The organism is Micromonospora sp. DT201 (assembly GCF_049841575.1).
Taxonomy (GTDB): domain Bacteria; phylum Actinomycetota; class Actinomycetes; order Mycobacteriales; family Micromonosporaceae; genus Micromonospora.
In genome coordinates this window covers 274,870-299,735 of the sequence record NZ_JBNCKP010000007.1, presented here as the reverse complement: position 1 = coordinate 299,735, position 24,866 = coordinate 274,870, and the positions used below count along the sequence as shown (strand labels likewise).

24 protein-coding genes and 5 tRNA genes are annotated in these 24,866 nt (G+C 68.5%); 10 read left to right on the top strand and 19 right to left on the bottom strand.

What is annotated here, in order from left to right; translation table 11 throughout:
* Positions 1-799: 799 nt before the first annotated feature.
* From ACLQ28_RS15585 to ACLQ28_RS15505, 17 genes are all read right to left on the bottom strand, one after another.
* Complete coding sequence (locus tag ACLQ28_RS15585; RefSeq protein ID WP_425686980.1) at positions 800-1,459, bottom strand: ferritin-like domain-containing protein; 660 nt, start codon at positions 1,457-1,459, stop codon at positions 800-802.
* 358 nt (positions 1,460-1,817) lie between these two features.
* Positions 1,818-2,045, bottom strand: a complete 228-nt coding sequence (locus tag ACLQ28_RS15580) for a ferredoxin (RefSeq protein ID WP_425686979.1) — start codon at positions 2,043-2,045, stop codon at positions 1,818-1,820.
* The gene (locus ACLQ28_RS15575; RefSeq protein WP_425686978.1) at positions 2,042-3,271 is read right to left on the bottom strand and encodes a cytochrome P450; all 1,230 of its coding nucleotides are present in this window, start codon (positions 3,269-3,271) and stop codon (positions 2,042-2,044) included. The genes ACLQ28_RS15580 and ACLQ28_RS15575 overlap by 4 nt, the downstream gene beginning before the upstream one ends.
* Before the next feature lie 211 nt (positions 3,272-3,482).
* Positions 3,483-5,324: a hypothetical protein gene (locus ACLQ28_RS15570; RefSeq protein WP_425686977.1), complete on the bottom strand. Its 1,842-nt coding sequence runs from the start codon at positions 5,322-5,324 to the stop codon at positions 3,483-3,485.
* Positions 5,325-5,402: 78 nt separating this feature from the next.
* Positions 5,403-6,011: a hypothetical protein gene (locus ACLQ28_RS15565; RefSeq protein ID WP_425686976.1), complete on the bottom strand. Its 609-nt coding sequence runs from the start codon at positions 6,009-6,011 to the stop codon at positions 5,403-5,405.
* 299 nt (positions 6,012-6,310) lie between these two features.
* Positions 6,311-7,015 carry a hypothetical protein gene (locus tag ACLQ28_RS15560; protein ID WP_425686975.1) on the bottom strand — a complete coding sequence of 235 codons (705 nt, stop codon included), beginning with the start codon at positions 7,013-7,015 and terminating at the stop codon, positions 6,311-6,313.
* A gap of 30 nt (positions 7,016-7,045) precedes the next feature.
* A tRNA-Cys gene (locus tag ACLQ28_RS15555) sits at positions 7,046-7,116 on the bottom strand.
* Positions 7,117-7,125: 9 nt separating this feature from the next.
* A tRNA-Arg gene (locus ACLQ28_RS15550) sits at positions 7,126-7,198 on the bottom strand.
* A 5-nt stretch (positions 7,199-7,203) separates the two neighbouring features.
* Positions 7,204-7,287: transfer RNA gene (locus ACLQ28_RS15545), tRNA-Tyr, on the bottom strand.
* Between the two features lie 79 nt (positions 7,288-7,366).
* Positions 7,367-7,442 (bottom strand) — tRNA-Pro (locus ACLQ28_RS15540).
* A gap of 109 nt (positions 7,443-7,551) precedes the next feature.
* Positions 7,552-7,624: transfer RNA gene (locus ACLQ28_RS15535), tRNA-Trp, on the bottom strand.
* 72 nt (positions 7,625-7,696) lie between these two features.
* Positions 7,697-7,828, bottom strand: coding sequence for a hypothetical protein (locus tag ACLQ28_RS15530; RefSeq protein WP_425686974.1), 132 nt, complete (start codon positions 7,826-7,828; stop codon positions 7,697-7,699).
* 469 nt (positions 7,829-8,297) lie between these two features.
* On the bottom strand, positions 8,298-9,227 hold the full coding sequence (locus ACLQ28_RS15525; RefSeq protein ID WP_425686973.1) for an RNA polymerase subunit sigma-70: 930 nt from the start codon (positions 9,225-9,227) through the stop codon (positions 8,298-8,300).
* On the bottom strand, positions 9,200-10,027 hold the full coding sequence (locus ACLQ28_RS15520; RefSeq protein ID WP_425686972.1) for an alpha/beta hydrolase fold domain-containing protein: 828 nt from the start codon (positions 10,025-10,027) through the stop codon (positions 9,200-9,202). The genes ACLQ28_RS15525 and ACLQ28_RS15520 overlap by 28 nt, the downstream gene beginning before the upstream one ends.
* A gap of 97 nt (positions 10,028-10,124) precedes the next feature.
* Entirely contained in the window at positions 10,125-10,946 is an 822-nt protein-coding gene (locus tag ACLQ28_RS15515) for an alpha/beta fold hydrolase (protein WP_425686971.1), read from the bottom strand.
* Between the two features lie 19 nt (positions 10,947-10,965).
* Positions 10,966-11,535, bottom strand: coding sequence for a DJ-1/PfpI family protein (locus ACLQ28_RS15510; RefSeq protein ID WP_425686970.1), 570 nt, complete (start codon positions 11,533-11,535; stop codon positions 10,966-10,968).
* Positions 11,536-11,626: 91 nt separating this feature from the next.
* Positions 11,627-12,280 (bottom strand): GntR family transcriptional regulator, encoded by a 654-nt coding sequence (locus tag ACLQ28_RS15505; protein WP_425686969.1) that lies wholly within the window; start codon positions 12,278-12,280, stop codon positions 11,627-11,629.
* Positions 12,281-12,699: 419 nt separating this feature from the next.
* On the opposite strand from ACLQ28_RS15505, the gene ACLQ28_RS15500 reads away from it, so the two are divergent.
* The 8 genes from ACLQ28_RS15500 to ACLQ28_RS15465 all read left to right on the top strand — a co-directional run bounded on the left by ACLQ28_RS15500 (position 12,700) and on the right by ACLQ28_RS15465 (position 21,196).
* A complete protein-coding gene (locus ACLQ28_RS15500) occupies positions 12,700-14,106 on the top strand; it encodes an extracellular solute-binding protein (protein WP_425686968.1) in 1,407 nt (468 codons plus the stop codon).
* Positions 14,103-15,053, top strand: coding sequence for a carbohydrate ABC transporter permease (locus tag ACLQ28_RS15495; protein WP_425686967.1), 951 nt, complete (start codon positions 14,103-14,105; stop codon positions 15,051-15,053). Before ACLQ28_RS15500 ends, ACLQ28_RS15495 begins: the two co-directional genes overlap by 4 nt.
* Positions 15,053-15,964, top strand: a complete 912-nt coding sequence (locus ACLQ28_RS15490; RefSeq protein WP_425686966.1) for a carbohydrate ABC transporter permease — start codon at positions 15,053-15,055, stop codon at positions 15,962-15,964. Before ACLQ28_RS15495 ends, ACLQ28_RS15490 begins: the two co-directional genes overlap by 1 nt.
* Positions 15,964-17,031, top strand: a complete 1,068-nt coding sequence (locus ACLQ28_RS15485) for an ABC transporter ATP-binding protein (protein ID WP_425686965.1) — start codon at positions 15,964-15,966, stop codon at positions 17,029-17,031. Before ACLQ28_RS15490 ends, ACLQ28_RS15485 begins: the two co-directional genes overlap by 1 nt.
* Positions 17,031-18,107, top strand: coding sequence for an ABC transporter ATP-binding protein (locus ACLQ28_RS15480; RefSeq protein ID WP_425686964.1), 1,077 nt, complete (start codon positions 17,031-17,033; stop codon positions 18,105-18,107). The genes ACLQ28_RS15485 and ACLQ28_RS15480 overlap by 1 nt, the downstream gene beginning before the upstream one ends.
* A gap of 269 nt (positions 18,108-18,376) precedes the next feature.
* Positions 18,377-19,837 carry an NAD-dependent succinate-semialdehyde dehydrogenase gene (locus tag ACLQ28_RS15475; protein WP_425686963.1) on the top strand — a complete coding sequence of 487 codons (1,461 nt, stop codon included), beginning with the start codon at positions 18,377-18,379 and terminating at the stop codon, positions 19,835-19,837.
* Complete coding sequence (locus ACLQ28_RS15470; RefSeq protein ID WP_425686962.1) at positions 19,834-19,974, top strand: hypothetical protein; 141 nt, start codon at positions 19,834-19,836, stop codon at positions 19,972-19,974. The genes ACLQ28_RS15475 and ACLQ28_RS15470 overlap by 4 nt, the downstream gene beginning before the upstream one ends.
* A gap of 1 nt (position 19,975) precedes the next feature.
* Positions 19,976-21,196: an iron-containing alcohol dehydrogenase gene (locus ACLQ28_RS15465; RefSeq protein WP_425686961.1), complete on the top strand. Its 1,221-nt coding sequence runs from the start codon at positions 19,976-19,978 to the stop codon at positions 21,194-21,196.
* A 113-nt stretch (positions 21,197-21,309) separates the two neighbouring features.
* On the opposite strand, the gene ACLQ28_RS15460 is transcribed toward ACLQ28_RS15465, so the two are convergent.
* Both ACLQ28_RS15460 and ACLQ28_RS15455 read right to left on the bottom strand, forming a co-directional pair.
* On the bottom strand, positions 21,310-21,579 hold the full coding sequence (locus tag ACLQ28_RS15460; protein ID WP_425686960.1) for a hypothetical protein: 270 nt from the start codon (positions 21,577-21,579) through the stop codon (positions 21,310-21,312).
* Positions 21,580-21,647: 68 nt separating this feature from the next.
* Positions 21,648-22,433 (bottom strand): TIGR02452 family protein, encoded by a 786-nt coding sequence (locus ACLQ28_RS15455; RefSeq protein ID WP_425686959.1) that lies wholly within the window; start codon positions 22,431-22,433, stop codon positions 21,648-21,650.
* Positions 22,434-22,994: 561 nt separating this feature from the next.
* On the opposite strand from ACLQ28_RS15455, the gene ACLQ28_RS15450 reads away from it, so the two are divergent.
* Both ACLQ28_RS15450 and ACLQ28_RS15445 read left to right on the top strand, forming a co-directional pair.
* Positions 22,995-23,888 carry an NAD(P)H-binding protein gene (locus ACLQ28_RS15450; RefSeq protein ID WP_425686958.1) on the top strand — a complete coding sequence of 298 codons (894 nt, stop codon included), beginning with the start codon at positions 22,995-22,997 and terminating at the stop codon, positions 23,886-23,888.
* Positions 23,885-24,721, top strand: coding sequence for an NAD(P)H-binding protein (locus tag ACLQ28_RS15445; RefSeq protein WP_425686957.1), 837 nt, complete (start codon positions 23,885-23,887; stop codon positions 24,719-24,721). Before ACLQ28_RS15450 ends, ACLQ28_RS15445 begins: the two co-directional genes overlap by 4 nt.
* Positions 24,722-24,866 lie beyond the last annotated feature (145 nt).

Below are 24,866 nucleotides of genomic sequence, written 5' to 3'. Positions count from 1 at the left end.
AGCACCCTGTTGAGTTCTCAAAGAACAACCACACACCGACCAGAAGCCCCACCTCAGTGGAACCCCGTCTCGGGGCATTTCCCGCTCCGCGACCAGCGCTTTCAGCGCCAGGCACTTTTACTACGTTACCCGCTCGTTTCCGCCCCGTCAAACCGGTGTTTCCCAGTTCGTCGTGCTTCACCCGAAAACGCGGGCACCATGTCTCGACCGGCTCACGCCGCTCTCGTCACGGATTCGGCAGGCCGGCCGTCGCGATTTCCCGCGACCCGCCCGGTGCCCTGCCGGTTGGTAACCCTACCCGGTCGGTTTCGCCGCACCAAATCCGCCTCGCGGCGTTTTCGACGGCACCTCCCGGTCCGGGATCCGGTGGGCACGCCCACCCGGCCCCGAGGCCGTTGGCCTGCGCTCCGGCCGCTTCAGGCTTTCGCCCGTTTCGTCCGTTCCGCGCTGACAGAGAGAAAGTTACGCGTCCAGCGGGATGATCGTCAAATCCGCCGGACACGTCCCCGGTCACATCGTCGACAGGCGACTATTCGCCCAGCTCAACACCCGCGAACGAGCGTTGCCACGGCGCCGCGCTGACAACCGACCCGGCCGACCGCCATCGGGCCGAAGCCGCCGCCCGCGCCGCCGGCCTGCCCCAAGCCCGCGCAACCCATCTGGTCCCCGTCCCGTGGGCGCGATCGTTGGCTGCCGGAGCAGGAGGACGGCTACATGAACGCTCCAGCGGTCGGGTGGCTCCGGGACGCGAAGCGCTTCAGCCGCAGCGGGCACCATGCGGCAAGAGCGGGTATGTGGTTCAGGCGACATGCCGTCTCGTCGACCGGCGTTGTGATCCGGCTGCAACACGGTCGGCGGCGGCTCCTGCGGGCCCGAGTGCTGCCTTAACCACTGGTCGGAACAGCAGCGCCACGTCGGCGGTGAACTGCGCCGGTGACAGCGCGAGCAGACGGAGCGCGCCAGCGTGACCGACTGCAACCACCAGTGTCGCGCCGAGCATCAGAACCCACCATGCGGTCGCCACGGCGACTCGAACGGCCCAGGGCAGCTGCCCGAGTCCCTGCCGTAGGCGCGCGACGTGGAACGGCACGTGCCGCTCTTCGTCGTTCAGAATCCGTCCTGCCACATCACGCAGCAGTAAGTGCGGCGCGCCGTCCCGCAGTGCCCGGTAGTACCGCAACGCGACCACCTCGGCCACCATCAACGTCATCAGTTCCGGTCGCAGACCGAACGCCCGGCGGACGAAGACGAACACGCTGTCGGTCCAATGGCCCGCGATGGTCGTGGCGCCTGCCTCGGCCAGCACCCGCTCCAGCAGCCTGGCATGGCGCTGCTCCTCGGCCACGAACATCCGCACCGCGGCCAGGTAATGCGCATCGCCGGCCCGGGCGCTCTTGCCGATGAGACTGGCACCGTCGCCGTCCTCACCTGTCTGGAAACGTTGCAGGCTCGCGACCAAGGCAACCGGCAGGGGATCACCGGTACCCCACGCCGGACCCGGGATACGGGCCCGTTCGGCTTCCGCCTCCTCAAACCGCCGTACCCAATACGCGAAGTCCACGCTCCTCCTCCTGACACCGGCCGCCAGTCTGCCCGGCGGCTCCCGCCAGGGGAACGGCCTACACCACACCTCCACAGCGCCTGCGCCAAACCCACTCATCTCGCCGTGAGCGGGCACCGCCCGACTGACGACCGGGACCAACCTGCACCCGATCTGCTCCCATCTCGCCGCGGCGGAGCTACCGCCTCGTCGCTGATCTGCCGAACTTCCGCACCTGCCCAGCTCGTGGGCGCAGACGGCCGGGCTCGATTTCGGGTCACTCCTCCGGCGCGATCAGGCGGTCGTCGGTGGCGTCGCGGACCGTGATCGCCTCCACCGGGCACGAGTCGGCGGCGTCGAGGATGACCTCGGCCGGGGCGACGACGTCGGCCAGCGGCGCGGACCGGCCGCCGACCAGGCGGAAGTGCTCGGGCGCGGTACCGGCGCAGATGCTCGTGCCGATGCAGCGGCGTGAGTCCACCCCGATCCGCCACGCGGTACTCACCAGGCCACCGGCATGCCGAGCAGGCCCCGCACCAACATGCCCCGCTTCCACTCCAGCTCGGCTTCCGGTACGGCGAGCCGCAATCCGGGCAGGCGAGTCACGAGGGTGGCGACGGCGACCTGCAACTCCATGCGGGCCAACTGCGCGCCGACGCAGTGATGCACGCCGTGCCCGAAGCCCAGGTGCGGGTTCTGCTCGCGGTCGAGATCCAGCCGGTCCGGGTCGGCGAAGACAGTACCGTCCCGATTCGCCGACGACAGTGAGCCGAGAACCGGCTCACCTGCCCGCACCAGCACCCCGCCGACCTCGACGTCCTCCTTGGCGTACCGGGCGAAGGAGGAGCCGACGCCGAGCGGCACGTACCGCAACAGTTCCTCGACCGCGGCCGGCACCAGCGACGGGTCGGCCTGCAGCTGAGCGAGCTGGTCCGGATTATGCAGCAGGACGTAGACGAAGTTGGGGATCTGGGTCACCGTGGTCTCGTGACCGGCCGCGAGCAGCCCTGCGGCCAGCTCCACCAGCTCGGTCTCGCTGAGCCGATCCTGATTCTCGTCGCGGGCCTGCACCAACGCGCCGAGCAGGTCGTCGATCCCCGGCTCGCGGCGGCGCTCGGCGACCAAATCACCGATGTAGCCCCAGAGACTGTTCATGTACTCCTGGATCGTTTCCACGGGCAGGGAGGTGGTCGAGACGATCGCCTCGGACCAGATGTGGAAGCGGTCACGGTCGGCGTACGGGACCCCGAGCAGCTCGCAGATCACCTGGATCGGCAGCGGTGTGGCGACGTGCTCCACCAGGTCGGCCGGAGGACCGAGCTGGACCATGTTGTCGACCAGTGCGTCGGCGATCTCCTGGGTTCGGGGTCGCAGCGCCTCGACCCGACGTGCCGTGAACGCCTTCGCCACCAGTCGGCGCAGCCGAGTGTGATCCGGCGGGTCCATGGTCAGCATGCCGCTGTACTGCTGGCGCGGGGTGAGCCTGGGCTCGTCGCGCTGCACGGCCGGGGCGCGGCCGAACCGCACGTCGCCGAGGACCGTACGGACGTCCTCGTACCGGGTGGCGAGCCACGCCTCCTCACCGTAGGGGAGCTTCACCCGGGTCATCGGCTCGTTCTCGCGCAGCTCGCCATAGGTCGGATCGACGACGAGGCGGTCGGGCACACTGAACGGGTACGGCCGCGCGGGAGGCACGGTTCGGCTGTCGGCGGTCTGCGCGCTCTCCGTCATCCGGATTCCCTTCGTCGAGACGGCGTGATCCTCAGGCGGCGGCACCACGTTCGTAGCGGCGCCGGATTGCCGGCGTCCAGGGCTTGCGGACAACGCTCATCGACGCTCAGTGATCTGTCGATATCGGATCGTAGCGATAGATGCCGATGATCGCCATGAAGTCTGGTAGGCGTCCGTACGCGACAGCGATCTTGTGGCGAACGAGGGCGATTTATTCGGCGATCTCCCGGTGTGCGGCGATGGCGGCGGCATGCAGCATTTCGTCCGCGCGCATCTCGGCGTCGACGTCGCCGATATTCATCCCGGCTCGGTGCCGGGAGGCCACGAGTCGATCCAGCCGGTCGAGTACCGGCCGCGCGTGCGAGCCCATCGCGGCGAGGACCCGCAGCGCCCTGCGCCCGTACAGGTCGTCGTACAGGTACTTCGGCAGAAACTCCAGCAGTTCGGCGGCTACCGCAGGACCGTCGTGGAGCCATAGTGCGCGGGCCGACTTCAACTGCCCGAAGCTAGGACCCCGGAACAGGCTCCGCAGTTGCTTGTGCTGGCGGGCGGTGAGCCCGCCGTGCTCGGCCAGCCAGGTCAGCAGCGCCGACGCGATCCAGTCTCGGCGGCCAGGTTGTTCCGGCCGGCCGGCAAGATACTGTTCGGCCACCGCGCGGTCCGACGTGACTTTGAGAAGGGCTAGCGTTGCGCCTTGCGTCGGGTACTGCTGCAGCAGCGCTGCCGCGGCTCCGGCGGCTGGCCCGATCCGTCCCAGAACGTAGATCGCACAGTCCGGAGTGTCGTTCTCGGCCCCTTCGAGTCTGGCAATGAGTTCCGGCACCGCGGCAGCCGCAGCCGGACCGAACGCCGCCAGCACCCGCATCGGCAGGGCCGGCGAGCACGAATCCGGCAACGCGGCCAGGATCTGCCGGGCGGCGGCCACCGACGCGTGCGGATCAGCCCCCGCCTGGGCAACTGCCTTGAACGCCTCAGCCAGGCGCGGCTCGCCGCTGCCGGAAAGCATCAGCCGTACCAGATGCGGCACGGCTCGGTGGTCACCGACGCTGCCCAGCGCGGTAGCGGCCACCGCACCGAGCTCAGGATCATCCAACACTGCGGCAAGCTCGCCGGCGGCGAGACGGGACGCGGTCAATGAAGCCGCCAACGTGTGCAGCGCCGCCGACCGTACATCGGGCATTTCGTCCTGCAGGAGGCCGGTCAGCATCGGCGTCACCCGCCCAGGCGCGGCGCGCCACTCACGCATCGCCGCGAGCGCCATTCGTACGCCTTCGAGCCTGACCTGTGGGCTCGCGGACCGGTTCGTCAACCGTTCCGCCCAGGCGTAGCAGTCCTGCTCCCGATCGAGGCCGGTCAGTGCCCGGGCCCAGCGCTCGCCGCCGGTCTGCTCGAGACGTATTCCTGGCCCCTTCAGGACTCCCGCGCAAAGCTCGAGGTCGGCGAGGATCGCGGCGTCCAGCGCCGGCCAGGCCGCCGGGTCGTCTCTGCTGAACACTGCGATATTGGCCAGTAGCCGGACGGCCGGGACGAGATCCGACCGCAGGCGTTCCAGGATGGTCTGATGCTGCGCGACCTTGTTCCAGGGCATGGCATCCACGAAGGCGATCCGGACGACCGGATCAGTCGAAGCGGCCAACGCCGACATGGCCCGATCAGGTTCAGCGGTGCCCACCAGTAGCGTCGCCGCGGTCCTCCGCACCTGCGGATCCACATCATTCAGGGCCGACTCGGCGGCGTCTGCCACCAGGAGCCAGTGGGGGTTCTGGAAGCACAGCTGGTGCAGCAACTCGAAGATGGTCCGCCGGGCCGACAGGCGGCGGTCGGTCGTGAAGGTCAGCAGACGACGGGTCATCGGCCCGTCCCGGTCGGCCTTGACCCAATGCCAGATGTGTGACCGCACGTCGCTGCCCGGGACCAGGACATCACCCGAGACGACGCCCACTTCCAGCCATCCCCAGTCGCCCAGCGGCGACGCCAGCGCAGGGCCCTTCACTGTGGGAGGCGCGGGGCGCCCTTCCAATAAATCATGAACCCGATCTTCCCTGACGGGCACTGGAGCACACAACTCGTATCCGCTCCTCGGCACGTCCAGATGCCAGTTGTCACGATGGACGGCGGAATTTTGACGTATTCAAAGATGGTCGAAGAACCGAGTAGACCAAGTTTCATTGACCGTCGGGCCGAAGACCCATCCGTTAGGCCCGTCGTACGGCGTGCTGAGGATGTGCTCGGGCACGATGAGGTAACCGAGTCCGGTGAGTGCCTGCTCGATCCGTTGCCGGTCGTCGGGGTGCAGGTGAGGTTCATGACCGCTCGAACTGGAAGCCCCGTAGGTGGCGAGGTCACCAAACTTGCTCACACGCACGGTCAAGGACAGCGGGATCCGCGTGCGCTTCGTACGACTGCGGCTGGCCTCGGCGGCAATCCAGATGCTGCCGAAACAGGCGGAGTCCTGGGCCAGTCCCGAGTCGCACGGACAACCATAGGCCTCGCTCAACCGCTCTGCGAGCTGGCCGAATCGGCCCTGGGCCGCAGCGTGGTCGAAGTCCCGTGGCACCTCCAGACCATCACCGTGACCTCGCGCCACCCGCTCGTTCAACGCCGCCAGGATCGGCTCCGGCATGACCCCCTCCACCATGGCCCGCAGAATCGACTCCCGCCCGATGCCGCCCACCACTGGCGCGACCGGCTCGTCCAGCGCCCGGAGCATCGACCACCAATCCGCGTCAGCCATTGTCACGTGTTCACCGTAAGCGGCGGGCTACCGAGCACCCAACTGGTTTGGGCCGAAGCGACTGGGCGCCTGATATCAGGACCAGCAGGTTCCGATGCCCCATACCCAGGTCTGGCGGCCAATCTTTCGCCAACATTGGAAAGCGCAATGTCATCAGAAAGGCCGCGAGCGGCTTCGGTAGCAGCTCAAGAGGGCGGACATCGCGTCGAGACGTCCGCTTAGTTTCGTTGTACGGCGGCGGGTCTACTCAGCACGGCTGGCCGTACTCGCTCGTCGTCTCGCTGGAGACCGGCCGCACCTCGAGATCAGGTTCTGTCGCGGTGGCGGCGGGCTTCGATGTCGCGCAGCACGTCGGGGTCCCATTGGCCGGCGATCCAGTCGTCGCTGGTCGGAGTGGGCGACAGCGGCCACGCCGGATCGTGCCCGGCGACCGGCGAGTAGTTTCCGGCGCCGCCTCGGTGGACTTGGGCGACCAGCCGCAGGACCCGCGCCCGGCTGTGCAGCATGCCCCCGATCAGCGCGGCGGCTCCGAGGGTGCGCAGGGCCGCCTGGCCGAACAGGACGGCCGGGGCGGTTCGGTCGGCGGCCAGCCAGGCGATGGCGGCGCTTAAGACGATGAAGGAGGGGAAGACGCGCGTGCCCCAGTGGCGGCTGCACGAGCGGCCGGAGGAGCCGTGCGCCTCGGCGAGCTGGCGGGTGCCGCGTCCCCAGATCAGCCCGCTGACAACCAGGCCGATGATGGCGACGGCCAGGATCAGGTTGGCCAGGACGGAACCGATCGCTGTGCCGGCACCGGACGGGGACAGCGTCCGGGCCCGGTCGCTCTGGGTGCTGCCGAGGACGGCCGCAGCGATCGCGGCCAGGGCGAAGAGGATGGCGAACCCGATTACGAACCAGGTCGCGACAGCTGGAGCCTGCTGATCCCGGTGGTCTACCTCGTCGCCTTCGGCTCGATCGCGATGTATGTCGCCACCCGCCGAATGACCCGGGCCATGCTGCGCTGACGACACCCGCTCGCAATCCGCAGTGGATGGCAGTCGAGGCCGTGACCGGGATCGAACCGGCGTACGCGGTTTTGCAGACCGCTCCCTGACCACTCGGGCACACGACCAGGCAGAAGCACCCGCGGAGGGAATCGAACCCCCGACACCCAGCTCCGTAAGCTGGTGCTCTGTCCCCTGAGCTACGCGGGCAAGCGTGGGAGTGGAGAGATTCGAACTCCCTGAGCGCGAACGCACCGGGGTTACAGCCCGGCCCACCTCACCATCGGTGGCGCACTCCCTTGGGGTGACTGGCGGGGCTCGAACCCGCGACAACCGGGGCCACCGAACCGGCGCTCTCCCAGCTGAGCTACAACCCCATGGTCCGGGACCGGGGTGTCGAACCCCGTGTCTCTCGCTCCCAAAGCGAGCGGGTCAGCCGTCTCCCTCGTCCCGGAGGTAGTGCCCCCGGCCGGCCCATGCAGGCGCCGGCCGGGGTTTTGCTTATGCCATCCACTGTGGAGTTGAGAATCTGCAACGCCGCCGGCCGCAGCCGGGACGAGAAGCAGGGGCGGCAGGACTCGAACCTGCGACCTTCGGTTTTGGAGACCGGTGCTCTACCAGTTGAGCTACGCCCCTATCGAGTTGTTCCAGTAACGAAAAAGCCGCCCTATCCCTGTCGGGTGGGCGGCTTCGCAGCTTTCGCTGGCGCTATTCGCGCCGCCACCCCGGCTTCCAGGTCTGCTCACTCGTGCACAGATCGTGGGCTCGCCCGATCGAGGGCAGCACGACACCGCCGCGCGGCATGAACCGCGTGGTTTCGGTGTAGGCGTACTGCAACACGGGGAACTCCTTGGGTTGGTCGGGACTGCCTTGCTCATTCAAGGTAGGCGCTGTGCTGATCGGATGGCAATGGATATTCCGAGCTGCCCTCCGAGTGCAGCTCGCCGCTGACCCTCCGCCAGCCCGCAACCTCGAGACGGTCCACATGCCCGACCAGTGGCAGAGGCGGAGGGTGTCGAGCGGCGGGAGCTCTGTCAGGATCGGTACGTGGCGAACGTCTGGTCCGGTGTGACGATTGATTGCCTCGACCCCGAGCGGTAGCCCGATTCTGGAGCGGCCTGCTCGGCCGCGAGCCCGGTCCGTCGCAGGAAGGTTGGGACGGCACGACTACGACGAGGGTGTCGTTGTCGTTATGGCCGACCCGGAGGACCACGAGTTCTGCCTGGTCCAGTACTACCGCTGATGGATTGAGCAGCTCCTTACCGCCGTTACCTTTGGATACACCAATGCCAGGGGACATAGAGTGCTGTCAAGGTCCAGTGGCGGAGAGGCAGACGACTGCACTCGGCGGAGTGGGCCTCGGTGCGAAGGATTCCGCCACCTGCGGGTTCTCGAAGAGCGTGATCGAGACGATCCCATCGTCGGCGACCGTCAGCACCGCCACGCCGAAGGGCTCGCCGCGGAACCACGCCACCGCGGCGGGCTGGGCGTTTGCCTCGGTCGCCACCATCCGCCAATCCCCGGCGTCGCGCATCGCCGGCGTCGCGAAGGCCAGGCACGCCTCACGACCGACGTACGAGGTCGGCGAGCCGACCGGATCGATGGACGCGTCCGCGCGCAGTACCTCGCGAAATGCGTCCGCGTCGGACGCCTCCCACGCGGCCATGTACCTGGCGAGCAGCTCCCGGGCCCGGGGCGAGGAAGCGTCCAGCACATCGTCGCGGGCGGGAGCCGCCTCGGCGAGCCGGGCCCTGGCCCGCTGGAGGGCGCTCTTCACGGCCGGCACGGACATGCCCAGCGCCTCGCCGGTCTCGGCCGCCGAGAAGGCCAGCACCTCCCGCAACAGCAGAACGGCGCGCTGCCGGGGAGCGAGGTGTTGCAACCCGACCACGAAGGCGAGCCGGACACTCTCCCGCGCGGTCACCAGATCGACCGGATCCGTCGGGAACGGCTCAAGCCAGGGACCCAGGTCGTCCGGACCGAGACCGGACGAGAGCGCGCGCCGCCCGCGGCCCTCGATCACGTTCAGGCAGACGTTCGTGGCGATCCGGTAGAGCCAGGTCCGCACCGACGAACGCCGCTCAAACGCCCCCCACCCACGCAGGGCCCGCACGTAGGTGTCCTGCACGACGTCCTCGGCCTCGTGATAGGCGCCAAGCATCCGGTACGCGTGGGCGAACAACCCCCGACGTTCCCCCTCGAACGCATCCGTCAGAGCCCCAGCTTCGGGCGCACCCATGCGGCCAACCTCCCGATCGCCTCATCGGCCACCGGTGCGCGCCCGGCCGCCATCTGGAACGTGTGCAACTGCCCGTCGAAGACGTCGAGCCGGGCACCGGTCAGCTTCGCGAGGCGCTCGCTGTCACCCCGGCCGCTCTCCTCGCCGCCGCACTGCACGTAGACCGGAGGCAGCGCGGTCAGGTCGGCGTGGAAGGCGTTGACCTCCGGCGCTAGGCCACTTTCTCCCTCGGGCAGGTATTGCGCGATGAGACCCTGCACCATCGGCCGGGTGAAGAAAAGGTCGGTAGCGGCGTTCTCCTCGTACGAGGTTGCGGCCTGCGCCGGGTCCATGTCGATCCACGGCGACAGCAACAGCAGCGCGGCCGCGCCGGGCTCGCGGAGGGCGACCTGCACGGCAAGACCGCCGCCGGAAGAGTCGCCCGCCAGCGCCACCGTCTGGGTACGCGCCGCCGCCCACCGGTACGCCGTGACCGCGTCCTCGATCTGCGCCGGGAAGCGGAATTCGGGAGCCCGCCGATAGGTGGCGAGCAGCACCCACACACCGGCCGCCTTCGCGAGGTGCCCGTACATCTTGCGGTGGCTGTAAAGCGACCCGCTCACGAAGCCGCCACCATGCAACGCGACGATGACCCGGTCAGGGCCGACGCCGTGCGGGATGAGCCACATCGCCGGCACGCCGCCCGCCGACACCTCCGCGTAGTCCAGGCCGCGTGGCTCGGCCGTCACGTCGCCCCACTGGTCGACCTCACCCATGTCCCCTGCGGCCCAGCGGGCGTACATCTCTCTTATCGCAGTCATGTGAATACCGACCGCCGGCGTACTCGAAAGGAATCGGCGGTGCTCACGCTCGCGTCAATGGAGCATCGACGCACGGGCTGCGGACCTGCCGCGGCAATTAGTGATCTCGGTCCCGGCGGAGGAAGCACGACAGCAGTTGCCTGAACTCGTGTGGGTGCTCGATCGCCGGCACGTGCCCGCATCGGCCGAACACGTGCAGGCGGACGTCGGCCAGGTGTTCGAGCAGGGGCAGGGCTGCCGTTTCGAGCGGGGTGACTCGGTCCTCGGCGCCGTGCACGAGCAGCACGGGTGCGCGCACCGCTGCCAGCGTTTGCGCCGAGAGGGTGAGGTCATCGACCCATCGTGCCCTGGGTGGAGGGAACAACGACGCGAACGCGGCCTCGCCCGCTCGCATCGCAGCCGCACGGGCATCGACGGCCGAATCGGTCACGAGCGCCTGGTCGAGGACGAGGCGGCTCAGCATGTCTCGTGCGCCGAGCGGGCCTGCGGGGGCGGCCCAGACCGCGTCGAGCTCGGCGGACAGCGGCGCCCCGGGGGCGCCCATCGTCGAGACCGCCACGATGCGGGTGACCTGCCGAGGACGCGCAGCCGCCAACGCCAGCGCCACGGCACCGCCCATGGAGTGACCCACCACGGCGTAGGAGTCGAGACCGAGAGCATCCATCAGGCCCGCGGCCTGCTCCGTCCACAGCCGGAGCCCACCCCTGGATCCTGCCGGGACAGGTGTACGGCCGAACCCCGCCTGGTCAGGAGCCACCAGGTGCCAGGACGGGCCCAGCGCCTGCGCCGTCGGTGCCCAGGCGCCGGACCCGGTCGTGCCGGGTCCGGAGCCGTGCAGCATCAGCACCGCGGGCCCGGCGCCGCTCTCCAGGACGTGGACCGGGGAGCCGTCGACTGTGACAGTCCGAAGTGCCGTCACCGGGGCAGGCCAGGTGCGCTCATGCCGGGGCGGAGTCGACCGACTTGGAGAAGAGTTCCATCATCGCCCTGCCAAATTGCGGCATGTCGGGCCACCCCCGGCAGGAGACGAGGTTGCCGTCCACGACGTCGGGAGCGTCGATGACCGTCGCGCCCGCGTTCTCCATGTCACCGGTGATCGGGGGGAAGCACGCCGTCTTTCGACCCTTCAGCAGCCCGTACACCGCTGGCACCTGCGCGCCGTGGCACACCAGCGCGATGGGGAGATTGCGCGCGAAGAAGTGCTCGGTGATGCGCCTGACGTCGGCGTCGACCCGGATCCATTCGGGGGCACGTCCCCCGGGGATGATGAGGGCGTCATAGCGCTCGACGTCGACGTCGGCCCAGGGCACGTCGACCGGCAGCTTCCGGCCGTTCTTCTCCACGTAGGCGTCGGAGTTGGGGTCGAACTCGTGGATGACCAGTTGCACGTCACGCGTCGTCCGAGACGAGACGTCGACGTCCCAGCCACCCTCCTGGACGCGATAGTAGGGATACATGGTGTCGAGTTCCTCGGCGGCGTCGCCGGTCAGGAGCAGCGCTCGGGGCACCTGCTTCTCCTCACAACTGGGGGACGGGTGAGGTGGATCCAATCCGATCTGATCCGATCGATTGCTAGCATTCCCCGGCCCAGCCCGCCCGTCAAGCCTCTACCGCCACTCCGTCCACGTCCTTGACCTCGTCGAACAATCGGCGGAAACGCTCGCCGGATCGGAGGATGTGCCGGCGCATCGCGTAGGCCGCGGCGTCCGGGTCACGCGCGGCGATCGCGGCCACGACATCCTCATGCTCGGCCATGGCCAGGTGGGTGACCTGGGTGTCGAAGTGGAGTCGGAAGAGGTGCACGTGGCTGTGCAGGCGAGCGAGCGCCTCACGGATGACCTGGTTCTCCGCGCTCAGGGCGACGAGATCGTGAAAAGCGGCGTCGCGTAACCCGAAGGCGCCATAGGCCATGGGCCCGCTGCCCCCCTCCAGCTCCGCCATCTCCTCCAGCATTCGTCGCAGACCGGCCACCTGCTCCAACGACGCGCGTTCGGCGGATCTGCGCGCCGCCGCCGGCTCGAGGAGCAGGCGGACCTCGAGCATGTCCTCGAATCGGTGACGAGTGATCTGAGGAGGAATGCGGTAGCCGGCATGGGGCACACGAACGACCAGACCCTCGGCCTCCATGCGGTTCAGAGCGTCTCGGATCGGCGTCTGCGAGACTCCCAGCTCTCGCGCCAGGACGTCGATCGTGACGCGGGAGCCAGGCTCGATCCGTAACGACATCAGCTGTCCGAGCAGGGTGTCGTACACCTCGTCGGCAAGCCGGCCGCCAGATCTTCCCGGCGGGGTTCCGCCCGCCACGGCCCTGCGGCCCGGCGCGATCATCGCTTCCTCATCCATCGTGACGTGAGGTCCTTTCTTGCGTCTTCGGGAACCTGTTGACATCAGTCACAACGCTGCGGGATGCTGACGCCCCACCAAATCGTATAGGAAATGCGCCGGATGCTTGACATCCTGCACCATCGCGGAACCGCCCGCCATCGCTCTACTTCGATCCCTGGAGCTCCCGTGAGGGGCGTACTCGTGACGCCGGTCCGCGGGTCGACCCCCGCGACCGCCCGGCGACACGCCTGAACAACCAGCAACTGCACGGCGAAGCGCATAGCGAGGCACTAGAAGTCCCCAATCAGAAAGCAGGCGAGAAGATGCGGCATCCGAAGCGAACACGAATGTCCGATCCCCGGCGAAAGGTACAGCTGGCGACGGCGGCCATGCTGCTGGTGGCCACGACCATGACGGCTTGCGGCGATGGCAAGGACGACGACGCGAAGGCGAGCGCCCCCAAGGCACCGGCGACCATCCCGGAACTCACCAAGGACCCGCTGACCCTCAGCTTCATCTGGTTCGACTGGCCGCCCGCCAAGGCACTGGAAGCCTTCGCGAACGCGGAGTACAAGAAGGAGCGGCCGAACGCGACCATCAAGGTCAACACCGTGCCGAACGCGAACTGGCATGACGCGATGTTCACCCAGTTCGCGGCGCGCAAGACCGACTTCGACATCGCGATCCTGGACTCGCAACACATCGGCGAGGCCGTGACGAACGGCAACATCCTCGACCTCACCGACTTCGTCAAGAAGAACATCGACGTCACGGCGTACAACCCGTACCTCCTGGCGGCCTACGGCCAGTACCCCCAGGCGGAGACCGGCAAGCGCGACGAGAACGCCAGCCTGTACGGGCTGCCGCTGCTCGGCGACACCTGGACGATGATCTACCGCAAGGATCTGATCGGCGACAAGCCACCGCAGACCTGGGACCAGATGATCTCAGCCGCCGAGAAGTGCCAGTCGGAGAACCCCGGGGTCAGCGGGCTGGCTTTCCACCAAGCCAACGGCTCCGACGCCGCGGCCGTCACCTACAACACGGTCAACGGCGTCTACGGCGGCAACCTCTGGGACTCCAAGGCGCGCAGGATCGACGGCGTCCTCAACGACACCGCGGGCCAGGAGGCGATGGACGTCCTGGTCAACAAGATGAAGCCGCTGACCGCCAAGGGCTCCGGCAACTGGTTCATCGACGAGGTGAACGCCGCCGTCGCCCAGGGCAAGGCCTGCATCGCGTTCAACTGGATCGCCGCGAGCGGCGGCCTGCTCGATCCAAAGGAGTCGACGCTCGGCACCACCCGGGAGCAGATTCTCGACAAGCTGGGCTTTGCCACCCTGCCGACCCAGAAGACGAACCTGGTCCCGCTCGGCGGCATGGGGATGCACGTGTCGGCCTACTCCGCCGCGGCAAACCAGGCCGAGGCCCTGAACTTCATGGAGTGGTTCGAGCGGGCCGACGTCCAGAAGAAATGGGCCGCGGCCGGTGGCGTGCCCTCACGTACGGACGCCCTGCAATCGCCCGAGTTCCTCAATGCCGGACCGTTCAACCAGGTGTACACCGACTCGGTTCCGCGCATGCGGGACATGTGGAACGTGCCCGAGTACGCGCGCCTCGTCAACATCGAGAACACCAACGTGAACGCGGCTCTGAACGGTGCGAAGAAGCCGAAGGACGCGCTCGACGACATCGCCAAGGAGCAGCAGGGCGTGCTCGACTCCGGCAACCGCAAGGGTGGCGGCGGACTGTGAGTGACTCCGTCCCTCTGACGACCGACCGTCCCGGGCAGGTGGCGTCCGCGACGCCGCCTGCACCGGGGCGGTCCCGCCGGCTGAGCGACCGCGGGCTCGCCGTGGCCTTCATCTCCCCCGCGCTGCTGCTGTTGCTCGCCATGTCGGTGTTCCCGTTGCTGTGGGCGTTGTACCTGTCTTTCACCGACTACTCGGCCACCCGCGGGGGACCCGCCAATTTCATCGGGTTCGGGAACTACACCGCCATCCTGACGTCGGCGCAGGTCCACACGAGGGCCCTGACGACGTTGATCTACGTGGTCGGCGCGGTCGGCCTGCAGACCGTCCTCGGGTTCGGCATCGCCTACCTGATCTCCCGGCGCACGCACGGGCGAGGAGTGCTGACCACTCTGTTCCTGGTCCCGATGATGCTGTCGCCGGTCGTGGTCGGGCTGTTCTGGCGGTTCATGCTCGACGCGCAGTTCGGCGTGGTCAACAGCATGCTCGGCTCGCTCGGCCTGGGGCAGGTGGAGTGGCTCACCCGGCAGAGAACGGCATTGCTTTCCCTGATCGTTGTCGACACCTGGCAGTGGACGCCGTTCATCATGCTCATCGCACTCGCGGGCCTTACCGCGGTGCCCAAGTACCTGTACGAGGCCGCCTCGATCGACCGGGCGTCCGAGTGGTTCAAGTTCCGCACCATCACCCTTCCGCTGGTGTGGCCGCTGCTCCTCATTGCCGTGATGTTCCGGGCCATCGAGGCGTTCCGGCTGTTCGACCTCGTCTACATCCTCACCAACGGTGGTCCGGGTGTCTCCACCGAGACGTTGTCGTTCCACATCTACAAGGTCGCGTTCCTGGGCTTCAACACCGGAACCGCCTCGGCGTACGGAATCCTCATGGTCCTCGTCGTCATCGTCCTCACGCAGCTCTACCTGCGCTATCTGAACAAGCTCAAGGAGGGCTGATGGCCGTCTCCGTCGACGAGGCCGTGTCCACAGGTCCTGCCCGGGATCACACGCCTCCCGCGCGCCGCCTTGGCAGCCGAGGCCGCTCCGCGCTGGAGGTCACGCTGCTGACCGTGCTGGCCGTCGTGATGCTCTTTCCGGTGCTGTGGATGATCGAGACGTCCATCAAGGAGAACCGGGACGTCTACGCAATCCCGGCCAAGTTTTTCGACTTCAAGATCACTCTGGACCATTACAAGGACGTGTTCGTCGACCCCGACGGCGGTCGCTCGGCCTTGTCCGTCTCGTTCCTCAACTCCGTCGTGGTCGCCGGAGTCTCCACGGTGCTGGCCACCGTGCTGGGGGTCCCGGCGGCCTGGGCCTACTCACGCTTCGCCGTGAAGGCCAAGAAGGACCAACTGTTCTTCATCCTGTCCACCCGCTTCATGCCGCCCGTGGTGGTCGTGATCCCGATCTTCCTCATGTACCGCCAGGTCGGACTCATCGACAACAAGCTCGGCCTGATCCTCATCTACGCCGCGTTCAACGTCCCGTTCACGATCTGGATGATGAAGGGGTTCGTCGACGAGGTGCCCGCAGAGTACGAGGATGCCGCCATGCTCGATGGCTACACCCGTTTGCAGGCGTTCCGGCGATTCACCCTTCCCCTGCTCGTGCCCGGCATCGCCGCGACGGCGGTCTTCGCCCTCATCTTCTCGTGGAACGAGTTCGTGTTCGCCACCTTTCTCACCTCCAGCGACAGCGTCCGGACGGCGCCACCCGCCATCGCCGGCCTCATCGGCGGCACCACTACGGACTGGGGTCTCGTGGCCGCCGCCTCCGTGGTGTTCGCCCTACCGGTGCTCGTCTTCGCCTACCTGGTGCGCAAGCACCTCATCGCCGGTGTGACGCTCGGGGCGGTGCGACGCTGATGGCGGGCATCGAGGTGACCGCGCTGCACAAGCGCTACCCGGACGGAACGGTCGCGGTTGAGCACGTGGACCTGTCCATCGGCGATGGTGAGCTGTTCGTGATGCTCGGCCCTTCGGGTTGCGGCAAGACGACCACGCTGCGGGCCATCGCCGGCCTGGAGAGGCAGACGACGGGCGACATCCGCATCGGCAACACGCTGGTCAACGACCTGCCGCCCGCCGAGCGCGACATCGCCATGGTGTTCCAGTTCTACGCTCTCTACCCGCATCTGAAGACCCGCGACAACCTGGCGTTCCCACTGCGGGCCGAGGGACTACCCAAGCCGGAGGTGCACGAGCGGGTCAACGAGGCTGCCCGGCTGATGCGGCTCGGTCCGCTCCTGGACCGGCGACCGCGCCAGTTGTCCGGCGGGGAGCAGCAGCGCGTCGCGCTCGCGCGCGCCCTGGTGCGACGACCGCGCGCATTCCTCATGGACGAACCCCTCACCAACCTGGATGCGGAGCTGAGGGCGGACATGCGCACGGAGATCAAGCACCTGCAGGGTGAGCTGGGGGCGACGATGGTCTACGTCACCCACGACCAGGTCGAGGCGATGTCGCTCGGTCACCGAATCGCCATCCTCAACAAGGGCCGCGTCGAGCAGATCGGCACGCCGCTGGAGGTCTACGACCGTCCGGCGAGTCTCTTCTGCGCCGCATTCATCGGCTCCCCGCCAATGAACCTCATCGAGGTGGAGGTGGCCGACGGGAAGCTGCGCGGTCAGGGCGGACTGGTCCTCACGCCACCGCCAGGCCTGCCGCGCGACCGTTCCCTGGTCGCAGGCGTCCGGCCGGAGGCGCTGGAGGTCACCGCACCAGGGGCGGAACGGTCGGTCCCGGCCCGTGTGGTCTCGGCGGAGTGGCTGGGCGACGAAATCATCTACGTGGTCGACCACAGCGGCCAGCGCGACGTACGGGTTCGGATGCCACCGACTGTCCGTTTCGCCGCTGACGCAAAGGTCGGGCTGCGGCACACCGGTGGGACCCCGGCGGTCTACGACGTGAGCACGGAAGAGTTGGTGGCCTGATGGGAACCGTGGCAGCGCACGGGCTGTGCAAGTCCTTCGGCAAAGTTCAGGCCCTGGACGGGGTGACGCTGGACGTGCCGGACGGCTCGTTCTTCGTCGTGCTCGGGCCCTCCGGGGCAGGCAAGACGACGACCCTGCGAGCGATCGCCGGCCTGGAGAAGCTTGACGCCGGGTCGGTGCACCTGGACGGCAGGGACGCGACCGGTGACACCCCGGCCGCGCGCGACCTGGCGATGGTCTTCCAGAGCTACGCCCTCTACCCGCGACACACCGTGTACGAGAACATCGCTTCGCCGCTGCGGGCACGCCGCTGCTCGTCGAGTGAGATCGCCGCTGCCGTCGAGCAGATGTCGAACCTGCTGCACATCGAACGTCTGCTGCAGCGTCGTCCCGCGCAGCTGTCGGGCGGTGAGATGCAGCGTGTCGCCCTGGCCCGGGCGCTGGTCCGTAGCCCGCGCGCGTTCCTCATGGACGAGCCGCTGACGAACCTCGACCTCAAGCTCCGCGTCGAGATGCGTACCGAGCTCACCCGCATCCACCGGAGCCTCGGCGCAACCTTCGTCTACGTGACCAACGACCAGGTCGAGGCTCTGTCCATGGCCGACCAGGTCGCGGTCCTCAAGGAGGGGAAGGTGCAACAGGTCGGGACGCCGACCGAGGTGTACGAGCGTCCAGCCAACAAGTGGGTCGCCGGATTCGTCGGAAGCCCGCCGATCAGCCTGCTCGCCTGCCACGCCGAGGGAGATCGTCTGGTCGGTGCGGAAGGCTGGACGCTGCCGCGGCCCGGCTGGACCACGGCTGAGGACGGTCGTCCGCTGCTGCTGGGCCTGCGCGCGGAGGACCTGTCCGTCGAGCAGCGTGGGAACACGTCCTTGTCGGGGGAGCTCTACGGGCTTGAGCCGCTCGGTGACCGAACAGTGGTCGACGTCCGAGTGGGGACGGAGATCCTCAAGGTCAAGGCACGACCGACCGTCACCGGTACGCCGGGCGAGCGGCTGCTTGTCACGGTCGACCTGGATCGTGCGCACCTGTTCGATGCGGGCACCGGGCTGGCGCTGTCCGAGGTTGGGCGGTAACCGCGCCGGGCGGCGACGGCAACGTGCGCCCGCACGTGGCGATCGAGCCTCGGCGGACCGTCACCGCTGGGCCTGACAACGCTGAGACGGCCGTGGCCCGAGAAGACGATCGGTGGCGCGGGGCGTCGTCCTGCAGACAGGGCCGAGGCCACATTCGACCCGCTCGGCAACCTCGCCCCGACGAGAGCCTATGACCCGTCCGTCTACGCGCACGGCGCGATCGCTGAGGCACGCCGGACAGCACCAAGAAGATCACAGGAGGCGACGCAATGAGTGACCCGATGAACGTCCTGGCGCCCGAGCATCGGCGGCTCCGGATCGGCGACGCCTGGCGCGACGCCGCAAGCGGAGCCACCTTTGCCGTCGAGGACCCGGCCACCGGCAAGACCATCGCCGAGGTGGCGGACGCCGGCGTCGTTGACGGGCTCGCCGCTCTGGACGTGGCGAGCAAGGCGATGGCCGAGTGGGCGGCGACCCCGCCGCGGAAACGGTCGGAGTTGTTGACCGCGACGTACCGGGCACTGACCGAGCGATCCGAAGAGGTCGCCCGGCTGATAACGCTCGAGATGGGCAAGCCGCTCGCCGAGGCTCGGGGCGAGGTGGCCTACGGCGCCGAGTTCTTCCGTTGGTTCGCCGAGGAGGCGGTGCGCGTCGAGGGGCGCTACAGCATCGCTCCCGCAGGTGGCTATCGCATCCTCACCGTGCCGAAGCCGGTCGGGCCGTGCGTCTTCGTGACGCCCTGGAACTTTCCGTTGGCCATGGGCGCCCGCAAGATCGCTCCGGCGCTGGCGGCGGGCTGCACGACGATCACCAAGCCGGCGGGTCAGACACCACTCACCATGCTGTTCCTGGCCCGCATCATGGAGGAGGTCGGCGTTCCCCCGGGCGTCGTCAACGTGCTGACCACCAAGCGTTCCGGCGAGGTGGTCTCCGCACTGCTGGCCGACAGTCGGACGCGCAAGCTTTCGTTCACCGGGTCGACCGAGGTCGGGCGCGTGCTGCTGCGACAGGCCGCGGACAACGTGCTGCGTACCTCCATGGAACTGGGCGGTAACGCGGCCTTGATCGTGTGTGCGGACGCTGACCTGGACGTCGCGGTCGACGGTGCCATGGTGGCCAAGATGCGCAACATCGGGGAGTCCTGCATCGCGGCCAACCGGATCTACGTCGAGGAGCCGGTGCGCGAGGAGTTCACGGCGCGCTTCGCCGAGCGGATGGGCGCGCTTTCGGTGGGCCATGGTCTCGACGACGGCGTGGACGTCGGGGCGTTGATCGACGAGGCCTCGGTCACCAAGATCCACGAGCTCGTCGTCGACGCGGTCGATCGCGGCGCCCGGGTCCTGGTGGGCGGCGAGCGTCCGGATGGGCCGGGCCACTTCTACCCGCCTACGGTCCTCGTCGACGTGCCCGAAGATGCGCGAATGCTGGAGGCGGAGATCTTCGGCCCGGTGGCGCCGATCATCTCGTTCACGTCCGACGACGAGGTGATGGCGAAGGCCAACGACACCGAGCACGGCCTGGCCGGATACATCTTCACCCGTGACCTCCAGCGGGCGCTCCGGTTCACCGAGGGGCTGGATACGGGGATGCTCGGCATCAACCGTGGTCTGATCTCGGACCCGTCAGCTCCGTTCGGAGGCGTCAAACAGTCCGGAATCGGCAAGGAGGGGTCGCACGAGGGCATCCTCGAGTACCTCGACGTCACCTACGTGGCGATCGACCTACCGTGACCGGCCCGCTGCGCCGGGCGCCCGGCGCCCGAGCCTGCGCCACCCGGGCGGCCAACCTTGCCGACGCCGTCCCGGTCTCGCAGATGACCTGGACGTCCGCCCAGCACATCGCCGCCGACGTTCCAGAGAGGCACTGACATGCTTGAGACCGTCCGCGGACCACGCCAGCTGATAGTGGGCGAAGGGGTCGCGCAGAACATCCCACGAGTGGTGGCCGAAAGTGGCTCGCGTGTCCTCATCGTGACCGACCAGGTCCTTCTGGGGCAGCCGGCCGTGGCCGAGATCGTGGCCGCCGTACGGGAGAAGGTCGAGGTCGTCGAGGTCTTTTCCGACGCGACTCCAGACGTGCCGCTCGCCGATGTCGCCCTGGCCGTCTCGGCCGCCGCCAAGGTCGACGCCGACGTGATCCTCGCCATCGGGGGTGGCACGGTCATCGACCTCGCCAAAATCGTCGGCGTCATCCGGCGCCACGGTGGGGCGCCGCGCGACTTCTACGGCGAGTCGAAGGTGCCGGGGCCGACAATGCCTCTCGTCGCGGTCCCGACGACGTCAGGCACCGGCTCCGAGCTCACACCCGTCTCGGTGTTGACCGACCCGGACCGCGAGCTGAAGGTGGGGGTTTCCAGCGTCCACATCGTGCCCGACTTCGCCATCGTCGACCCCGAGCTCACCTACACCTGCCCTGCGACCGTCACCGCCCACTCCGGCATCGACGCGTTCTGTCACGCGGTGGAGAGCTACACCGCGCGGCCCCGGCCCCATGGACCGCGCGACCCGGTGGAGCAGGTGTTCCTCGGCCGCAACCCGATCACCGACCACTACGCGCTCCTGGCCGCGGAGCGGATCGCCCGTAGCTTGCGTCGTGCTGTCAGGGACGGAGGCGACACGGACGCGCGCGCGGACATGTCCTACGGGTCCATGCTCGCCGGGCTCGCGTTTTCCCACGCGGGCAACGCGGCCCCGCACGCTCTCCAGTACCCCATCGGCGCAGCCACGCACACGCCGCACGGCCTGGGCGTCGGGCTGCTACTGCCCTACGCGCTGGAGGCGGCCAGGGACGCCATCGGCGACCGGTTGGCCATCCTCGCCGGGGTGTGCGGGCTCGACGTGACCGACGCCTCGGATGCCGAGGCCGCAGATGCGTTCCTCACCTGGCTCGACGGTCTCCTTGCCGACATCGGCATCCCTCCGACCTTGGCGGACATCGGCGTGGCACGCGCCGACCTCCCGCGCTTCGCGGAGATGGCCAGTGGCGTCACCCGCTTGATCCAGAACCATCCAGGCCCGACCGACACCGCCAGCCTGACCGCGATCCTCGAAGCGGCCTGGACCGGAGACCGGACCCGACACGTGTCCTGACTCCGAGCAGAGGTAGTGACCGGCCCATCACATGACGACGAGTTGCCTGCCCCACCCTGGGTGTCGGAATGCTCGGCTACGCCATCGCGCCCGACGTCGCAGCCCTCCTCGGGTTAGCCCTCAGCAGTGGGTCGGCTGTGCACCACCAACTCGTCGATCTCCAACCGGCCGACACGCAACTCCCGCACGACAGCCCGGCGGATCGCTAGCCGCCCGATGGCCAACGCCCCGACGGCCACGGCCCCGACGGCCAGCGCCCCCACGGCGAGGGCACCGAGCGAGGCCGCCCCCGCAGCCCGCGCGCCGGTAGCCACGGCGCCCGTCGCCACCGCGCCATTCGCGCGCGTCCCGGTCAATCGCATCAGGCGTACCTCTCGCTTCATCCCCCCATTGTCCGCGTACCGCCGGACGCCCGCTCCCCACAGATCCCGGATGTCACCCCATCGCCCGCTCACCCACACTCGCTCCCCACCGCCGGATCCGCGGCGGTTCCCGGAAAACGTTCCGCGAACGTTCGGTACACAGGTGTTCCCGGCAGGTTGTCGCGGATGGCGAACACCACGTGGTCGAAGCGATCGACCTCCCGCAGCGCGTAGGCGAAGGCGTCGGCGACCGTAGCGGGGTCGTTGCGGAACACGCCGCATCCCCACGCGCCCAACACCAGCGTCCGATGTCCGTGCGCGGCCGCGACCTCCAGCACCCTGCGAGCACGCCGGGCCAGCACCGCCGGTACGTCCGCAACGTGTTCGGGCTGGTTGCGAAGAATCGCGCCCAGGTTCGGCGCCGCAGCGGTCAGGAACGACGCCGTGTAAGGCTGGTCGAGCAGATTGCCCTTGTCATCTCGGAACACCGGCACGTCCGGGGAGAAGATGACGCGGTCGCTGTACCGCAGGTCCCGCTGTTCGCGGTGGAACGCATAGAACTCCGGGGCGGCAAGGAGACACGGGTACAGCGCCGAGGAGCGGGCAATGCTCTCCTCCTGCGCCACCGCTCCGCCCAGGAACCCACCACCCGGGTTCTTCGCCGAGGCGAACACCAGACACCCCGCTCCGGGCGCCAGCCGACGTGCTGCCTGCAATGTCGACTCGTACGTCACCTCCACCCTGCCTCCGCCGGGCTCCGCGTTTCCCACCGCGGGCACCTCGTCCGGCAGGTGGAGATGAGTGCCGGCGACTGCAGCACGACAAGATTGGTGACGGTTACCCTCGCCGCCGCGGGGAGTCCACGCAGAGCCCACCGAGCGCCCAGCTCAGCTTCCCGCCGGTGTTCGTCGACCGCGACGGCGCTCACCTCTACGTCGAACCGACTCGATGCTGCGACCTCGACGGTGACCTGAGCGAATCGCGAGGAGCGACTCGTCTGCCGCATGAGGCGGAGGGTCGTCACGGCTCTGATGGTTCCAGGCAGTTTCCGGCCTCGGCATGCCGGGGCCGATCAAACCGACACCCTCGGCAGACGGTGACACCCAAGAAGGTTATTCGCACGTGGTGGCTCACACCCGCGACTCCTACCTGACCAACCCGGAAACATCCGCTTCCCAGGCGTCGAGGTTGAGCGGCCGGGTGGCGTCGACGCCGGCGGCGCGCGGCGCACCGGCGGCAACGCCGTGCGTCGGGGTGCCCGCGCCATCCGGAACACCGGCGCAACCGAACTGCGACGACGACGTACTCGTACACATGTGCGATGTGCGGCCTTCGGGATTTCGACCTAACCTGCGTGGTGACCGCCGCCGCGCCATTGGCCGTGGATTCGCGGCGGCGGTCTATTGCCCCACTCCAGGTATTCGAGAAGGAGCAACGTGACAATCCTAGTAACCGGAGCGACCGGAAACGTGGGTCGCCAGGTGGTGGCCCAACTGGTCCGGGCCGGGCAACCGGTGCGGGCGATGACCCGCCGGCCGCAGACAAGCCGGCTGCCGGACAGCGCCGAGGTAGTCCAGGGAGACTTCGAACGTCCCGACACCTGGCCGGCGGCGCTGGACGGAGTGCAGTCGGTGTACCTGTTCCCCTTCGTGTACGCCGCGCCCGACCATGGGTTCGTCGATGAGGCGGTCAAGGCCGGCGTCACCCGGTTCGTCGTGCATTCCGCAGCGGCGGCCGGGTTCCCACCCGGAACCGGAGGCGACGGCGCCCTCGGGCAGCACCTGACCGAAGAGCGGGAAGCGCACCGCGGGTTGGAACTGCTGGTGGAGGCCTCCGGCGCTGAATGGACCCATGTGCGGCCGGGCCTGTTGGCCGCCAACGCTCTGCAGTGGGCCGACCAGATCCGGGCCGGACGGGTGGTGCGCGGGCCGTACGCGTCCGCTGGCTATCCGCTGGTCCACGAGGCCGACGTCGCCGATGTGGCGGTCGCGGCGTTGCTGACCGACGACCATGTCGGTGCCGCGTACACCGTCACCGGCCCGGTGAAGGTCTCGCAGGCGGAGCAGGTCACCACGATCGGCGCCGCCATCGGCGTGCAGGTGCGATTCGAGGAGCTCGATCCGGCCGAGGCGCGCAGGCAATGGCTGCGCGACGGCTTCGATGAGGAGACCGTCGACTGGATGATTGCGCTGCTCGCCGACGCGGTCGACGGGACGGGAGCCTTGCCGCCGACGGACACCTATCTGCGGGTGACGGAGCGACCACCGCGCACGTTCGCCCAGTGGGCCAACGACCATGCCGCCGACTTCCGGCCGGAGGTGACACGATGACGATTCTGGTCACGGGTGCCACCGGCATGGTGGGCCGACACGTCATCGCCGAACTGGTGAAGACCGGCCACCGGGTCCGCGCACTGACGCGGACGCCGTCGGCGGCGAATCTGCCGGACGGGGTGGAGGTCGTCGGCGGCGATCTGACGGACCCCTCGTCCCTCGAGCCGTCGTTGAACGGTGTGGAGCGGATGTACCTGTTCCCGGTCGGACGGACAGCGCGTGATGTTGTTGCTGCTGCGAAGCGGGCCAGCGTGCGGCGCATCGTCGTGCTGTCCGGGGCGCTGGCCGACACCGATGACAGTGAGGACGGATACCTGGCGGTCGAGCGTGCCGTCGAGGATTCCGGTCTGGAGTGGACGCATGTGCGGCCTGGAGAGTTCGCCGCGAACTGGCTGGACTGGGCCCCGACCATCAAGGAAGGTCGGGTGGTCCGCCGGCCGTACGGGGCTGCGGTGACCCAGCCCACCCATGAGGCGGACATCGCCGCGGTCGCCGCGAGGGTGCTCGTCGAGGACGGCCACACCGGCCGGACCTACACCTTTGCCGGCCCCGAGGCGCTCACCACCGTCTCGCAGGTCGACGCGATCGGCACGGCGATCGGCGAAACGGTGCGATTCGACGAACTCGATCCGGCCCAGGCCCGAGCCGAGTGGATCAGCAACGGCTATCCGGAGACGTTCGTCGACTGGATCTTCGCCATGTGGGCGGAATCCGCGCGTGACCCCGCCCCGACGAACCAGGCGTGGGCAGACATCGTCCCGCGACTGACCGGCCGACCCGCGCGGACATTCGCGCAATGGGCCACCGACCACGCGACCGACTTCCGGTAGACCGTTCATCGTGGGGCATGGCGACCCGTCCGGGCCACCATGCCCCACACGACCGTCAACCCAGCACGACGCGCGACGAACACTCCGCGCAAATATCCTCATCTCGGCCAGAAGCGGATGTTCGGTGTTGGCTCTCCGCTGCGAT

What these genes read in the sequence shown, in the direction of transcription:
- ACLQ28_RS15575 (WP_425686978.1), bottom strand. Translation starts at nt 3,271, where the DNA reads ATGACGGAGAGCGCGCAGACCGCCGACAGCCGAACCGTGCCTCCCGCG.
- ACLQ28_RS15525 (WP_425686973.1), bottom strand. Translation starts at nt 9,227, where the DNA reads ATGGGTGCGCCCGAAGCTGGGGCTCTGACGGATGCGTTCGAGGGGGAA.
- ACLQ28_RS15520 (WP_425686972.1), bottom strand. Translation starts at nt 10,027, where the DNA reads ATGACTGCGATAAGAGAGATGTACGCCCGCTGGGCCGCAGGGGACATG.
- ACLQ28_RS15500 (WP_425686968.1), top strand. Translation starts at nt 12,700, where the DNA reads ATGTCCGATCCCCGGCGAAAGGTACAGCTGGCGACGGCGGCCATGCTG.
- ACLQ28_RS15490 (WP_425686966.1), top strand. Translation starts at nt 15,053, where the DNA reads ATGGCCGTCTCCGTCGACGAGGCCGTGTCCACAGGTCCTGCCCGGGAT.
- ACLQ28_RS15485 (WP_425686965.1), top strand. Translation starts at nt 15,964, where the DNA reads ATGGCGGGCATCGAGGTGACCGCGCTGCACAAGCGCTACCCGGACGGA.
- ACLQ28_RS15480 (WP_425686964.1), top strand. Translation starts at nt 17,031, where the DNA reads ATGGGAACCGTGGCAGCGCACGGGCTGTGCAAGTCCTTCGGCAAAGTT.
- ACLQ28_RS15475 (WP_425686963.1), top strand. Translation starts at nt 18,377, where the DNA reads ATGAGTGACCCGATGAACGTCCTGGCGCCCGAGCATCGGCGGCTCCGG.
- ACLQ28_RS15465 (WP_425686961.1), top strand. Translation starts at nt 19,976, where the DNA reads ATGCTTGAGACCGTCCGCGGACCACGCCAGCTGATAGTGGGCGAAGGG.
- ACLQ28_RS15460 (WP_425686960.1), bottom strand. Translation starts at nt 21,579, where the DNA reads ATGAAGCGAGAGGTACGCCTGATGCGATTGACCGGGACGCGCGCGAAT.
- ACLQ28_RS15445 (WP_425686957.1), top strand. Translation starts at nt 23,885, where the DNA reads ATGACGATTCTGGTCACGGGTGCCACCGGCATGGTGGGCCGACACGTC.